Origin of the sequence: Alitibacter langaaensis DSM 22999 (genome assembly GCF_003096995.1) — a bacterium.
Taxonomy (GTDB): Bacteria; Pseudomonadota; Gammaproteobacteria; order Enterobacterales; family Pasteurellaceae; genus Exercitatus; species Exercitatus langaaensis.
The window spans coordinates 48,125-63,535 of the sequence record NZ_QENU01000009.1 but is presented as its reverse complement, the minus strand read 5'-3'; the positions used below and the strand labels follow the sequence as shown (position 1 = coordinate 63,535).

Annotated in this window: 13 protein-coding genes; 9 read left to right on the top strand and 4 right to left on the bottom strand. The window is 38.8% G+C overall.

Annotated features, from left to right (window positions below):
• Nucleotides 1–73 precede the first annotated feature (73 nt).
• From C8D76_RS06980 to cspD, 4 genes are all read left to right on the top strand, one after another.
• A complete protein-coding gene (locus tag C8D76_RS06980) occupies nucleotides 74–367 on the top strand; it encodes a YcgL domain-containing protein (RefSeq protein WP_116632073.1) in 294 nt (97 codons plus the stop codon).
• Nucleotides 368–490: 123 nt separating this feature from the next.
• Nucleotides 491–3,091 (top strand): type I DNA topoisomerase, encoded by a 2,601-nt coding sequence (gene topA / locus C8D76_RS06975; protein ID WP_116632072.1) that lies wholly within the window; start codon nucleotides 491–493, stop codon nucleotides 3,089–3,091.
• Nucleotides 3,092–3,208: 117 nt separating this feature from the next.
• On the top strand, nucleotides 3,209–3,919 hold the full coding sequence (locus C8D76_RS06970; protein WP_165814353.1) for a hypothetical protein: 711 nt from the start codon (nucleotides 3,209–3,211) through the stop codon (nucleotides 3,917–3,919).
• Nucleotides 3,920–4,198: 279 nt separating this feature from the next.
• On the top strand, nucleotides 4,199–4,408 hold the full coding sequence (cspD, locus tag C8D76_RS06965; RefSeq protein WP_116632071.1) for a cold shock domain-containing protein CspD: 210 nt from the start codon (nucleotides 4,199–4,201) through the stop codon (nucleotides 4,406–4,408).
• A gap of 140 nt (nucleotides 4,409–4,548) precedes the next feature.
• Here the strand turns inward: cspD and tdeA are convergent, their stop codons facing one another.
• The 4 genes from tdeA to C8D76_RS06945 all read right to left on the bottom strand — a co-directional run bounded on the left by tdeA (nucleotide 4,549) and on the right by C8D76_RS06945 (nucleotide 10,153).
• Nucleotides 4,549–5,922, bottom strand: coding sequence for a toxin/drug exporter TdeA (gene tdeA, locus C8D76_RS06960; RefSeq protein ID WP_116632070.1), 1,374 nt, complete (start codon nucleotides 5,920–5,922; stop codon nucleotides 4,549–4,551).
• 187 nt (nucleotides 5,923–6,109) lie between these two features.
• Nucleotides 6,110–8,041 (bottom strand): MacB family efflux pump subunit, encoded by a 1,932-nt coding sequence (locus tag C8D76_RS06955; RefSeq protein WP_116632069.1) that lies wholly within the window; start codon nucleotides 8,039–8,041, stop codon nucleotides 6,110–6,112.
• Between the two features lie 27 nt (nucleotides 8,042–8,068).
• Entirely contained in the window at nucleotides 8,069–9,253 is a 1,185-nt protein-coding gene (locus tag C8D76_RS06950; protein ID WP_116632088.1) for an efflux RND transporter periplasmic adaptor subunit, read from the bottom strand.
• 141 nt (nucleotides 9,254–9,394) lie between these two features.
• Nucleotides 9,395–10,153 (bottom strand): DeoR/GlpR family DNA-binding transcription regulator, encoded by a 759-nt coding sequence (locus C8D76_RS06945; protein ID WP_116632068.1) that lies wholly within the window; start codon nucleotides 10,151–10,153, stop codon nucleotides 9,395–9,397.
• A 191-nt stretch (nucleotides 10,154–10,344) separates the two neighbouring features.
• Between C8D76_RS06945 and ltnD the strand changes: the two genes are divergently transcribed.
• The 5 genes from ltnD to C8D76_RS06920 all read left to right on the top strand — a co-directional run bounded on the left by ltnD (nucleotide 10,345) and on the right by C8D76_RS06920 (nucleotide 15,351).
• A complete protein-coding gene (gene ltnD / locus C8D76_RS06940) occupies nucleotides 10,345–11,250 on the top strand; it encodes an L-threonate dehydrogenase (RefSeq protein WP_116632067.1) in 906 nt (301 codons plus the stop codon).
• 2 nt (nucleotides 11,251–11,252) lie between these two features.
• The gene (gene otnK, locus C8D76_RS06935; protein ID WP_116632066.1) at nucleotides 11,253–12,494 is read left to right on the top strand and encodes a 3-oxo-tetronate kinase; all 1,242 of its coding nucleotides are present in this window, start codon (nucleotides 11,253–11,255) and stop codon (nucleotides 12,492–12,494) included.
• A complete protein-coding gene (otnC, locus tag C8D76_RS06930; protein ID WP_116632065.1) occupies nucleotides 12,491–13,123 on the top strand; it encodes a 3-oxo-tetronate 4-phosphate decarboxylase in 633 nt (210 codons plus the stop codon). The genes otnK and otnC overlap by 4 nt, the downstream gene beginning before the upstream one ends.
• 1 nt (nucleotide 13,124) lies before the next feature.
• Complete coding sequence (gene otnI, locus C8D76_RS06925) at nucleotides 13,125–13,907, top strand: 2-oxo-tetronate isomerase (protein ID WP_116632064.1); 783 nt, start codon at nucleotides 13,125–13,127, stop codon at nucleotides 13,905–13,907.
• A 91-nt stretch (nucleotides 13,908–13,998) separates the two neighbouring features.
• Nucleotides 13,999–15,351, top strand: a complete 1,353-nt coding sequence (locus C8D76_RS06920) for a GntT/GntP/DsdX family permease (RefSeq protein ID WP_116632063.1) — start codon at nucleotides 13,999–14,001, stop codon at nucleotides 15,349–15,351.
• Nucleotides 15,352–15,411 lie beyond the last annotated feature (60 nt).

The following is a 15,411-nucleotide window of genomic DNA, read 5'->3' as shown; positions in this document are numbered from 1 at the left end:
TCAATTGACAAAATCCCAAGGGTGACTAAAATCCCTTGGGATTTTTGTTTAGGCTGATGATAAAGAGAAAAATATGCTGTGTGCCATTTATAAAAGTGCGAAAAAAGAAGGAATGTATTTATATGTGGAAAAGCGAGATCAGTTTGATTCGTTACCAGATGCTTTGCGTTCTCTTTTCGGGAAACCAATTTTTGTGATGTTGTTTAATTTAGCGGGGAGCAAACCGTTGATTCAAGCCAATAATCAAGATGTAATGGATAAAATTAAAGCGCAAGGTTTTTATCTACAAATGCCAAAACAAGAAGAAAATTTACTTGAGCAGCTAAAAAACTCACAGAAATCTGACCGCACTTTAACAATCGAATAACGCTTAAAATAGCGTGGTTATTATCCAGTTAATAATAGATAAAGAAAAAAGACTTGCTGAACAAAGACTTATTCGGCAATATAAAAAAGACATTCAGAATTTAAGACAATTTTAGGAAATTTTATGAGCAAATCCTTGGTTATTGTGGAGTCGCCAGCAAAAGCGAAAACCATTAATAAATATCTTGGTAGCAATTATGTAGTGAAATCTAGTGTAGGGCACATTCGCGATTTGCCTACAGCGGGGTCATCAACAGGCGAAAAAGCTAAACCTATTTCAACCAAAGGGCTAAGTGCTGACGAGAAAGCAAAAATTAAAGCGGAAAAAGAACAAGCTGCACTCGTGAAACGCATGGGCATTGATCCTTATCACGATTGGAAAGCCAATTATCAGATTTTGCCCGGCAAAGAAAAAGTGGTTTCAGAGCTGAAATCTTTGGCTAAAAAAGCGGATCATATTTATCTTGCAACCGATTTGGATAGAGAAGGGGAAGCGATTGCTTGGCATTTGCGCGAAGTGATAGGCGGCGATGATAGCCGCTTTAGTCGTGTTGTATTTAATGAGATCACGAAAAATGCGATTAAACAAGCCTTTGAAAAACCAGAACAGCTTAACCTTGATCGTGTGAATGCACAGCAAACACGCCGCTTTCTAGATCGTGTGGTCGGTTTTATGGTTTCGCCGTTGCTATGGAAAAAGGTCGCGCGTGGTTTATCGGCAGGACGTGTGCAATCTGTTGCGGTGAAACTGTTAGTAGAGCGTGAACGTGAAATCAAAGCTTTTTTACCCGAAGAATATTGGCAAGTCGCCATTGATACCGTTACTGCTAATAAAGAAAAAATTCGTTTAGATGTGACCGCACTTAAGGGCAAAAAATTTGATCCGAAAAATGAACAACAAGCTAAAAGTGCGGTGGAATATCTTGAAAAATCTGATTATGTGGTGTCGGATTTAGAAACCAAGCCAACCAGTTCAAAAGCTCGTCCGCCATTTATTACCTCAACATTACAGCAAGCCGCGAGCACACGTTTAGGCTTTAGTGTGAAGAAAACCATGATGCTGGCGCAGCGCTTGTATGAAGCGGGTTATATCACTTATATGCGTACGGATAGCACCAATTTAAGCCAAGACGCATTAACGATGGCGCGCGCATATATTGATAACCATTTTGGTGAGAATTATTTGCCAGCCAAACCTAATTTTTATTCCAGTAAAGAAAATGCGCAAGAAGCCCACGAAGCGATTCGTCCATCTGATGTCAATGTATCAATGGATGATTTAGCAGGTATGGAAAAAGATGCGGTGCGTTTATACGATCTTATTTGGCGTCAGTTTGTTGCTTGCCAAATGCCTGCTGCACAGTATGACAGCACAACATTAACGGTGACTGCGGGCGATTATGAATTAAAAGCCAAAGGGCGCATTTTACGTTTTGATGGTTGGACAAAAGTTTTGCCACAAAGTAGTAAATCGACGGAAGATCAAGAGTTACCATCGGTTGCGTTAAATCATACTTTAGCCTTAAAAGAAGTGTTGCCAAGTCAGCATTTTACTAAGCCACCTGCGCGCTATACGGAAGCAGCGTTGGTGAAAGAGCTAGAAAAACGTGGTATTGGTCGCCCTTCTACTTATGCGGCGATCATTTCGACCATTCAGGAACGCGGTTATGTACGCACAGAAAATCGCCGTTTTTATGCCGAAAAAATGGGAGAAATTGTTACCGATCGTCTCGCTCAATCCTTTGGCGCTTTAATGAGCTATGATTTTACTGCCAATATGGAAGATACGTTGGATAAAATCGCCAATGGTTCAAAAAACTGGAAAATGGAATTAAACCAGTTCTTCAAAGATTTCTCTAGCCAATTAAGCAAAGCGGAGCTTGATGAAATCGAAGGGGGAATGAAGCCAAATAGCCTTGTACCAACCGATATTACTTGCCCAACTTGTGCGCGTAAAATGGCAATTCGCACGGCGAGTACAGGGGTATTTTTAGGTTGCACAGGCTATGCATTGCCACCTAAAGAACGTTGCAAAACAACGATGAATTTAATTCCTGAAGCAGAATTACTCAATGTATTAGACAGCGAAACAGAAACCAAAGCACTTATGGCGCGCAAACGCTGCCCAATTTGTGAATCTGCAATGGACAGCTATGTCATCGATGCCCATCGTAAATTACATATTTGTGGGAATAACCCAAATTGTAATGGTTATATCGTGGAAGAAGGTTCGTTCAAAATTAAAGGTTACGATGGCCCAGTGGTCGAGTGCGATAAATGCGGCGCGGATATGCATTTAAAATTAGGGCGTTTTGGTAAATACATGGCCTGCACTCAGTGCGATAACACGCGTAAAATTCTCAAAAATGGAGAAGTGGCGCCGCCAAAAGAAGATCCTATTGCTTTCCCAGAATTAAAATGCGAAAAAGCGGATGCGTATTTTGTGTTACGCGATAGTGCCGTGGGAGTATTTATGTCTGCCCATAACTTCCCGAAAGTGAGAGAAAGCCGTGCGGCGAAAGTGGCGGAATTGGCGAAATATCGAGATCGTTTACCAGAGAAATTCCAGTATTTAGCCGATGCGCCAACTCATGATCCTGAAGGAAATGACGCTATTATACGTTTCAGCCGTAAAGAAAAACGTCAATATGTGACATCCGAGAAAAATGGCAAACAAACCAAATGGATTATGCATTATATTGATGGCGCTTGGGTGGCGAATTAATTAAAGGGCTGAATTAGATTAGCCCTAAATTCCAAGCCAAAATCATAAGAATTTTTGTTATGTGAATTTCTAATATATGCGATTCTACTTGCTCTAATTCTAAAAAGGAAAAATGAAATGGTAACAGAACAATTTAAAAACTCAGCACTATCTTTTGCAGGCTGTGATGGTGGAAATCCTAAATCTGATGTTTGGTTTTGTGGTTTAGAGTGGGGCGGAGAACAGAGAAATGAACTGGACAAGCCCATCCAAGAGAACGAAATTTATTCTTGGTCACACGAAGATTTTGACGGCGCTTGGCTAGCACAATATAACCGAAAAATTTGCTGGTTCTTATGGTATTTTCACAACTTAGAATGGAATAACGGTGAAAATGGCGGTGTTTTTGTTAAACGTTATAATATCTTACATAGTCAGTTAGAAAATGGAATTGGTTTTAAAATGAATATGTTTCCAATCGGATTTCCTAATCGGAATAACGTTGATTGGAATGAAACCTTACAAACATTAACAGGCTTAAATTCTTTCAATGAATACAGACAATGGTGCGTAACGCATCGGGGCGAATTTTTTAGAAATGCAGTACAAAAATTTCAACCAAAAGTGATTGTTTGCACAGGCATTGGGGAAGTGAATAATTTTATGCAGTTTTTCACTGGGAACACAGAGTATGAAACCCAAGTAACAGAAAAATTTAAATTCTATCATTCGAAATTTAAGAACACTTTGATTTGTGTCGTGCCATTCTTTGGGGGCGCAGGTGGTATTAATTCTTATGCCAAAATGGAAAGCCTAGTGACTCATATTAAAGCGTTACTTAATTCATAACTTATATGTAACATTCATTTTCTTAGAGAAATTTGCGGATTATCTAACCGTTGCATAAAGCTGATAATCTAATACAGTTCTTAATTAATATCACAAAAGTGCGGTGGGTTTTAATGAAATTTTAAAACTCACTTTTTTATAAAAAAATTTTTGTGATCTGGCTAACAGTTTTCGCTTTTTCTCGTTGCCAAAATGCTTAAAATCCTTGATTATTTATAACGTTATAGGGAATAAGGCGTCGGTCTTATTGTGTTGTTAAGTAGCCGAAAGGGGAAGAGAATGGAAGTAGGCGTAGTAAAATGGTTTAATAATGCAAAAGGGTTTGGGTTTATTAATGCTGAAGGCAGCGAAGAAGATATTTTCGCCCATTTTTCAGTGATTGAAATGGATGGTTATCGTTCATTAAAAGCAGGGCAAAAAGTCAATTTTGAAGTGGTGCATGGCGATAAGGGTTCGCATGCGACTAAAATCATTCCTATTTTGGAATAAGAGTGCGCACTCATTATTTCCAAATTGATGAAATAAGATTTTAATAAAATAAAGGCAACACATCTGGTTGCCTTTTTATTTTCTTTAATATTCTAAAGTGCGGTGAAAATTATGCAAATTTCACCGCTGTTGAGCGAGAATTAACGTTTAGGCGAGTAATATCCACCCATAGAGCTATAAATGGCGTTTTCGTTTTGAATAACGCTATATTTCGCATTCAGAATAGAAACCTGAGAGCTTTTTTCTGTATTCGCCGCATTTAACCATTCTCGCAATTCAGATACGCCTGCTTCGTAGCGGTTTTGATAATATTGAGTGATTCGTTTATCGTAATCGTATTTTTTCTTCAAATTATCATAGTTTTGCACAGATTGAGTGTAGGCAAAATAATTGGTATCCACTTCATTTAATGCAGTGGTAATGCCTTGTTCATAATTAACGCGTGCATTTTCATAAGCCGCTTCAGAAATTTTCACATTCCATTTTACATGGTTCCAATCTAAGAATGGCAAGCTAATTCCGAGCGTTCCCATTGCCATTGGGTTGTCAAATGCATTGCTGACTTTGTTACCACTTGAAGACAATGAACCACCGAGAGAAATTGTAGGGAACCAGGCTTTTTGCATGGCTTTAGCATCTTTAAACGCGCTACTTAAACGGAATAAATTGCCTCGCACATCTGGACGGTTTGCAATGGTTGCAACGGGAACATTGAGATTTACCCCCGTTGTTTTCACATTCAAAATGTGTGGGAAAGCGATATTTAATGGTTCGCTTGGTTTAAGGTTTAGTAAGTTGCGCAAGGTTTGCTCTGCAGTTTTACGTGCAGTTTGATAGCTAATCAAATTGTTACGTGCAGTTAATACCGCCTGTGTGGCTTGGTCTGTGCTTGCACGATCTTCAACGCCCGCATTTAAACGATTTCGCATAATGCCATTAATGCGCTCGTAATAGCTGATGGTATCGTTTGTTGCCGCGATCGCATCGTTTAAATAGGCGATTTGATAATAAGTGACTACAACAGAGTTGATTAATGATAGGCGAGTGGCTTCTAAATCTTGTTGTGTTGCTTTGTAATTCCATTCGCCGGCATTTGCTGCATCCGCTAAACGGCGCCATAAATCAAGGGTGTAGCTTACTGTTAATGAACCGCCATGGCTGATAGTCGAATTGGCGTGGGTATCTATTGGACGGCTCGCTGATGATGAAGTAGAGCCACTGAACGTTGGTACTAAATCTGCACCAAGTAAATTAGCTTGATAGAGCGCGGAATTCACCGAAATGGCGGCTTTCGCCAAATCTTTGTTGTTGAGCAATGCTTGTTCTACAACACGATTTAATTGCGCATCATTATATAAAGCCCACCAATTTTCCTTAACATTATATTGGTTTGTGATTTCTTCATATTGTTTATAATCAGCTTGGCTTGCTTGATAGCTATCGCTAATATTTGCACAACTTGCTAATGCGGTTGAAAGCACGATGCTCATTGCGATCTTGTTCAGTTTTAACATGAAAGTTTCCTTTTAAACGAGAGAAGTGCGGTCAAAAATTTTAAAATTTTCACCGCACTTTAATATCATTGATGAACGTTCGTTCATTCATTTTGCTGCGTATTGTAGCAGAAAAATAAAATAATTCTACTAGATGCTGTTTATCTTTCACAAACAGCAATAGCGGTATTTATTCAGCTAATTCGCGTTATTCGCGTGCTAAAGCTGTAATTGGATCAAGCTGGGCGGCTTTTTTAGCTGGCATATAACCAAATACCACGCCGATCAGCGTTGAAAACAACACCGCCGCGACAATAGAGAAAGTCGAAAATGACATCGTGAAATCTGTCATAAATAAATTAAACAGCCCGCCTATCAACAATGAAAGCAGAATGCCAGATATTCCGCCAATCATACAAATTAGTACCGCTTCAATTAAAAATTGTTGCAGAATATTGCTACGGCGCGCGCCAATCGCCATACGCACGCCAATTTCTTTGGTCCGTTCGGTAACCGACACGAGCATAATATTCATGACCCCAATGCCGCCGACAATCAAGGAAATAAAAGCGATAGATGAAATTAATAATTTCATTGTGCCAGTGGTACTTTCAATGGTTTGCTTGATGGTATCGCTGTTCATTACAAAGAAATCTTTTTTGCCATGGCGCACGGTTAAATAGTCGGTAAGGCTTTTTTCAGCCACCGTGGTATTGACATTATCTGCAATTTTGACTGTGATCGATCCAATTTTATTTCCCCCTGTCACTTTATTCATTACCGTTGTATAAGGGGCGTAAATATTGAGCGAACTAGATGCAGAACCCATACTTCTATCTGTCACAACACCAATAATTCGTAAAGGGCGTTTCGCAAACATCACAATTTTTCCTAATGGGTTTTCATCGGGGAAAATAGATTTTTTTGCACTTTCATCCAGTAATGCCACCTGTGCATTATCTTCCACTTCTTGTTGAGTGATAGAACGCCCCATCACTAATTTCATTCCTTCCACATCAAAATATTGTTCACCAATGCCTCTCAGGTTTGTGGAACTAAAGGATTGGTTGCCATAAATGAGTGTGCCACTGGATGAACTATTAGGGGTAACACTTTGGATATAGCTTTGTTTCAATAGCGCGTTAGCATCGTTAACCGTGAGATTTTGCATTTGCTGAGCACGACGATCGCCAAAACCTGTACCATTAAAAATGGTCATCGTATTTGTGCCTAAACCTTTAATATTAGAAAGGATTTTTTGTTGCGAACCATTGCCGAGTGCAACCACTGAAACCACCGATGTGATACCAATAATAATCCCTAACATCGTTAATAATGAACGCATTTTATGGGCAATAATCGCACTAACAGACATGCGAAATGCTTCCAGCAACTGATCTTTGCTAAAACCAAAACGAGATTTAGAAATAATTGGGATTTTGACCGCACTTTTGACGGGCTCTTTTTGTGAATCCCCAATGATTTCTCCATCTTTAATTTCAATCACGCGGTTGGCGCTGGCGGCGATTTCACGATCATGGGTAACCATAATTATGGTATGGCCTTCATCATGAAGTTGACGCAAAATTTGTAATACATTTTGCCCACTAGCAGAATCCAGTGCGCCCGTAGGTTCGTCAGCAAGAATAATTTCCCCGCCGTTCATCAAGGCGCGAGCAATACTAACACGTTGCTGTTGCCCACCAGAAAGTTGATTGGGTTTGTTTCGCTCTTTGCCATCAAGCCCGAGTTTTTCTAATAATTCTTCCGCGCGGGCTAAGCGTTCAGACTGGGTTTTCCCTGCATAAATTGCTGGCAATGCCACGTTTTCTTGGGCAGTTAGGGCAGAGAGAAGATTGTAGCGTTGGAAAATAAATCCAAATTTTTGGCTACGCAAATCCGATAATTGATCTGCGGAAAGTTCCACAGTTTCTTTACCATCAATTTTATAAGAACCACTGGTTGCCGTATCTAAACAACCAATAATATTCATCAAGGTCGATTTTCCCGAACCTGATTGCCCTATAATTGCTACGAAGTCGCCTTTTTCAATGCTAATACTCACATTTTTCAAAATGTGAACACGATTTTCATCTTCACCGAAATAACGATTCAAGTCTTTAATTTCAATAATATTCATTAAATTTTCACCGCACTTTTAGGGCTGTTAGAACATACGAGGTCCACGTGGTGAGGTGCCAATTTTCTCGCCGTCAGCAACTTGTGACACGATCACTTTTTCACCTTCTTTTAAACCCGATTTGATTTCAGTTTGGAAGTCATCTTGCACACCGATTGCTACTTCGCGCTCTTCTGGTTGATTTTTATCGTTTAAAATATGAACGAAATATTTTTGGTTACGCTGTTGTAATGCCATGTTTGACACAATTAATACGTTTTTAGCACTAGCAATTTTAATTGTATTTTCTGTTGTCATCCCAATGCGCAATACACCGTTGGGATTCTTCACTTTCATATTGGCATAATAATACACCGCACTTGTGGAAGACGACGATGATGAACTGCTTGAACTTGAAGTGCTTGAATTGGCATCGGTCACCGTTGTTGTAGCAGGATCAACACTATCAATGATTGCTTGATATTTGGTTTGGCTATCTGAAAGAATAGTGAACTCTACTTCTTGCCCTGCTTTTACCTTGGTAATATCGCCTTCGGAAATTTCAGGTTTGATCTGCATTTCCTGTAAATTCGCTACGGTCACAATTGTCGGTGTAGATTGATTCGAGTTTACCGTTTGTCCTTCAGAAATTGGCGTTGAAATAACCGTGCCGTCAATCGGTGAAGTAATTTTGGTATAGCTCACATTCGTTTCCGCCGTATCGACTTGGATTTCGGCTTGTTTAATGGACTCTTGTAGCATATCCATTTCAGATTTAGCCGCATCTAATGTGTTTTTGGCGGAATTTAAATTATCTAAGGAAGTGGATTGCTGACTATATAATTTTGACTGACGATTATAGCTAGAGAGCGCTATTTTATAGGCGGTTTCTTTCGCTTTTAGTTGTGCTTGATAACTCGTTAACGCGGCTTTTGCGGTGTTTAAGCTGTTCAATTGGGTTGTAGAGTCAATGTCCGCGATCATATCGCCTTTTTTCACTTGTTGCCCCAATTTTACATAGAGTTTGGTAATTTTACCTGAAACTTGCGCCCCCACATTTACCTTGTTTGAGCTTTCAATAGAACCAGAGGCGATCACCGTTTTTTCCACATCACCTCGGTGTACATCCTCAGTTAAAAAAGTGGGGCCTTTTTTATTATCAGACATAAAAAAATATGCACCGCCAGCGATAAGAACAGCCAACAGTACAAGCACTAGAATTTTCTTTTTCATCATTTAACTTTCCAAGTCAATAAGCAGACTCACGCACAAAAATAAAGGTTAAGCATTTCTTAAGCCATAACCACTGAATTTCATTTGAACTCAGAACAAAAATTAAGTTCCTTTCCAACGATGGATAATCTCAACGACATTTTAGACTAGGACTAACTCAACATCCATATTTTTAATGCTTTCTTTTGCATTATCTAATAATGCATTATCACAGATAATCATATCTAGATTAGCTAAACCGTAAAGATAGTAAGTCGCCAATTTCCCATATTTTGTAGAATCAGTCACTAAAATGTTTTTTTGACTTGCTTGTAATACTGCTTTTTTTATAGAGATTTTTTGTTCATCAGGTGTAGTTAACCCCTTTAGATTCCAAGATGAGGTAGAAATGAAAGCTATATCAATTGAAAGTTGACGGATAAATTGTGCTGTCAGTTCACCAGTTGATGAAAAGTTACTTTTATTAATTTTCCCACCAGTGTGAATAATGTCAGATTTGCTATGTACCATTAAATAGTTCGCAATAGCAAAATCATTTGTCACAATAAGAAGATCTGTACGATTAACAATATTTTTAGCAATTTCTAATGTTGTTGTTCCAGCATCCAAATAAACCGTTGAATGCTCTGGAATAAGAGTGCTCGCTTTTTTTCCAATAACAATTTTTTCTTCTGTTGATAGCAGTGACTTATCATTATGAGTCGGTTCTGTAACAAGACGCTCCAATAGTTGTACTCCACCAGAGACAGAGATGACTTTTCCTTCGCTTTCTAGCTTTTGAATATCACGGCGCACAGTCATATGGGAAACATTCAATGTTTCAACTAATGTATTAATACTGATTACGCCATGCTGTCGAATTAAATCAAGTAATGTTTTTTGTCTTTCTACTGGAATCATATGTTTCCTTTATCTGCACACTTCTTACTTAGACGCATTATAGTAATTTATCGATATTTATCAAATAATATCTTTTCAAAACAAAATTTAACAAAAATTATCAAAAATGTGATGTGGATCGCAGTTTTTATTTTTAATAATAGGCAGAATACTACTAACCTCAATGTTGATTAAATGTCGGAGAAATAATCATGAACAAAAATACTTATTCGGTTGCCGTTATCGGTTTAGGTTCTATGGGTATGGGCGCTGCAGTTTCTTGTGTAAATGCAGGGTTAACTACATATGGTATTGATTTAAATCCTGTTGCACTAGATAAGTTAAAGGCGGCTGGTGCAAAAGCTGTGGCCAATAATGGCAATGATTTTGCTCAAGAACTAGATGCGGTTGTGGTATTAGTGGTGAATGCTGCGCAAGCTAATTCAGCATTATTTGGTGAAAATGGTATTGCTAAGCAATTAAAAGCAGGTACGGCGGTGATGGTTTCTTCTACCATGGCTGCTGCAGATGCGAAAGCTATTTCACAAAAATTAACAGAATTAGGGTTGATTATGCTTGATGCTCCAGTTTCTGGTGGCGCAGCTAAAGCAATGAAAGGTGAAATGACGGTGATGGCATCAGGTTCTAAACAAGCATTTGAAAAATTACAACCAGTTTTAGATGCAACAGCCGCAAAAGTTTACAACATTGGTGAAGAAATTGGTCTAGGCGCCACAGTGAAAATTGTTCACCAATTATTAGCAGGTGTACATATCGCAGCGGGTGCAGAAGCGATGGCATTAGCCTCAAAAGCAGGTATTCCATTAGATGTAATGTATGACGTTGTCACAAATGCAGCAGGTAATTCATGGATGTTTGAAAACCGTATGAAACATGTAGTAGATGGGGATTACACACCGCTTTCAATGGTTGATATTTTCGTAAAAGATTTAGGCTTAGTGAACGACACTGCAAAATCACTTCACTTCCCACTTCATTTAGCCAGTACAGCTTATTCAATGTTTACAGAAGCAAGCAATGCAGGGTATGGCAAAGAAGATGACAGTGCTGTAATTAAAATTTTTAGTGGTATCGAATTACCTAAAAAAGGAGCGTAATAATGTTAGGTGTTATTGCAGATGATTTTACTGGCGCGAGTGATATCGCTAGTTTCTTAGTTGAGAATGGATTAACTACAGTACAAATGAATGGTGTGCCTAAGCAACCATTGATGAGCAACGTTGATGCTATTGTCATTAGTCTAAAATCCCGTTCAAATCCAGTGAACGAAGCGATTGAACAATCGATTAACGCTTATAAATGGTTGAAAGAAAATGGCTGTACCCAATTCTATTTTAAATATTGCTCAACCTTTGATAGTACAGCCAAGGGCAATATTGGACCAGTTACTGATGCCTTATTAGATGAGCTAGGTGAAGACTTTACCGTGATTACGCCCGCATTACCCGTAAATGGACGTACTATTTTTAATGGTTACTTATTTGTGGGAGATGTGTTGTTAAGTGAATCAGGAATGAAAAATCACCCTATCACACCAATGACTGATGCAAATTTAATGCGCTTAATGGATGCACAAGCTAAAGGTAAAACGGGGCTGGTTGCTTATGCGGATGTGATTCAAGGCGGTAAACGAGTAAAAGAACGTTTTGCTGAGTTAAAAGCGCAAGGTTATCGTTATGCCGTGGTAGATGCAGCGGATAACAGCCAACTTGAAGTATTAGCCGAAGCGGTTGATGAGTTCAAACTTGTTACAGGAGGATCAGGGTTAGGTGCATATATGGCGGCTCGTTTAAGTGGTGGCAAAAAAGGCACGAATGCATTTACACCAAGTAAGGGAAAAACCGTTGTACTTTCAGGCTCTTGTTCTGTAATGACCAACAAGCAAGTTGAAAAATACAAAGAAAAAGCACCGCACTTATATCTTGATGCAGAAAAAGCTGTGAATAATCCAAATTATGTAGAAGAACTTTATCAATGGGTTATAGCAAATCTCTCTGCCGATTTAGCGCCGATGGTTTATGCAACCGTTCCTCCAGACTCATTAAAAGAAATTCAGAATAAATTTGGCGTAGATAAAGCAAGTCATGCAATTGAAAATACTTTTGCCAAACTTGCAGCCAAATTAAAAGAATATGGTGTAACTAACTTTATCAATGCTGGTGGTGAAACCTCAAGTATTGTTGTGCAACAACTTGGCTTTACAGGATTCCACATTGGTAAACAAATTGCTCCAGGAGTGCCTTGGTTGAAAGCAGTAGAAGAAGATATTTATCTTGCATTGAAATCGGGTAATTTTGGTAAAGAAGATTTCTTTGAATATGCACAAGGAATGTTTGTATGACAGAGTTAGAACAAAAGGAATTGATGGTACAACTTGGACGTTCTTTTTATGAACGAGGTTATACCGTTGGTGGAGCCGGAAATTTATCCGTTCGTCTTGATGAAAATCGAATATTGGTTACACCGACAGGGTCTTCATTAGGTCGATTAAAAGCGGAGTGCTTATCCGTGTTAGATATGGAAGGCAATGTATTGGAGGGAGATAAACCATCAAAAGAATCTGTATTTCATTTAGCGATGTATAAGGCAAATCCCCACTGTAATGCTATTGTACATTTACATAGTACTTATTTAACCGCACTTTCTAGCTTAGCGGATCTAGATCCAGAAAATGCGATGAAAGCATTCACACCTTATTATGTGATGCGTGTGGGTAAATTACCTGTAATTCCATATTACAGACCAGGTGCTCCAGATATCGCTCGAGAATTGGGGCAAAGAGCATTAATGGGTAAAGCTTTTTTACTTGCTAACCATGGTGTTGTGGTGACGGGTTCTGATTTATTGGACGCTGCTGATAATACGGAAGAATTAGAAGAAACCGCCAAACTATTCTTCATTCTACAAGGACAAAAAATTCGTTACTTGACTGATGAAGAAGTGAAAGATTTAGAAAATAGAGGAAAATAAAATGCCTAAATTCGCAGCAAACTTAACTATGTTATTTAACGAAGTTCCTTTTTTAGATCGTTTTGAAGCAGCAGCTAAAGCAGGCTTTAAATATGTGGAATATTTATGGCCCTATGAGTATCCAGCAGAAGAACTGAAAGCTAAATTAGATCAATATGGACTAAAACAAGTGTTATTTAATTCTTTGCCTGGTGATATTGAAGCAGGAGAGTGGGGTGTTTCGGCTATTCCAGGACGTGAAGAAGAAAGCCATAAACATATCGATCTCGCATTAGAGTATGCACTTGTATTGCAATGTCCGACAGTATTAATTATGGGGGGCGTGGTTCCGCCAGGAGAAAGTCGAGCTAAATATAAACAAACATTTATTGATAATTTACGTTATGCCTCTGAAAAATTTAAACCGCATGGCATCAACATCGTTCTTGAGTCATTAAGCCCACAAGTGAAAGAAAACTACTTAATGAAAACACAAGATGATGCATTAGAGATTATTGAGTTAGTTGAACGCGATAATGTCTTTTTACAACTTGATTATTACCATGCTCAAAATGTTGAGGGTAATTTGAGTCGTTTAACAGATCGCGTGAAAAATGTACTTTATCATGTACAAATTGCTTCAGTACCGGATCGTCATGAACCTGATGAAGGCGAAATTAACTATCCATTTATTTTTAATAAATTAGATGAAATTGGTTATGAGGGTTATGTGGGGTGTGAATACAAACCTCGTACCAATACTGTTGACGGTTTGACTTGGTTTGATGCGTATAAAACTAAGTAAATTTTGACCGCACTTTGGAGCGTTGATTAGGGTTGTTTGTCTTATTATAAGCATTCCGTAATAGGAATGTTCTTTTAAAGAGGGCATTTATATGTCAAATGAAGTTCTTATTTTAATCGGTGTTGTGAGCGTTATCGCTCTGTTGACTTTAATGATCAAAGGTAAGGTCCACCCATTTATCGCATTGGGGCTTGTGAGTATTGCGGTTGCACTCTCTGCTGGAATCCCTATGGGAAAAGTCATACCAACGTTAATTAGTGGTATGGGGGGAACTTTAGGCGGTGTTGCATTGATTGTCGGGCTTGGTGCAATGCTTGGGAAAATTATTGAAAAATCCAATGGTGCAGATGTACTTGCCAGTTGGCTACTTGATAAATTTGGTGCGAAACGCGCACCATTTGCTTTAGCCATGACAGGGTTCATTTTTGGTATTCCTGTATTTGTTGACGTAGGTTTTATTGTATTAATTCCAATCATCTTCAGTGTAGCACGTCGTCTTGGTGGTAATATGTTGGTATATGCATTACCAATTGGCTTATCTATGCTCACAGTACACGTGCTTATGCCGCCACATCCTGGTGTTGTAGCAGGTGCTCAAGTACTTAATGCTGATATTGGCTTGGTATTAGGATTAGGCTTTGTCGCAGCGCTACCAGCAGTATTAATTGGGCAATTATTTATCCCATTCTTTACAAAAAATAATTTTGTTAGTATTCCTACATCAAGTGATTTGATTGAATATCAAAAACTCCGTGCTCAAGAAGATAATGGTTTGCCGTCATTTGGAACAGTATTAGCAATGATTGTTTTCCCATTAGTGCTAATTATGTTAGGAACAGTGACAGCAACAACCTTACCGGAAGACAGTGTCGTTCGTGAATTTTTTAGTATGGTCGGCGCATCACCATTTGCGTTAATGGCTGCCGTTTGTTTATCTTCTTATGTTTTAGGGATTAAACGAGGTTGGGGTAAAGATCAATTAGAAGAAATTCTTAACTCCGCACTAGCCCCTATCGCTGGCATTATTTTAATCACCGGTGCGGGTGGTATGTTTGGTAAAGTATTGGGCGCCAGCGGCGTAGGAAAAGCTTTAGCCGATGTATTATCAAGTACCGGATTACCTGTATTACTGTTAGCTTTCATTCTTGCCGCATTATTACGTGCTGCCCAAGGTTCAGCAACAGTTGCTGTGATTACTACCGCAACAATTTTGGCTCCTGCAATTACATCAGCAGGGTATGTCGGTGTTCAAGCTGCATTAGTCGCAGCAGCGATCGGCGCAGGTTCAATGACTTTATCTCATGTTAATGATAGCTTGTTCTGGGTATGGACCAAATTCTTTGGGATAACGATTTCTCAAGGCTTGAGAACATGGTCAATACTAACGACAATTTATGGTTCTATTGCATTTGGTTTTATATGCCTTATGTGGGCATTTGTATAAAAGAACGGCAAGTCATTTTAAAGTGGCTTGCCGTTTTTATTTCTATAGAGAGGGCGTGAT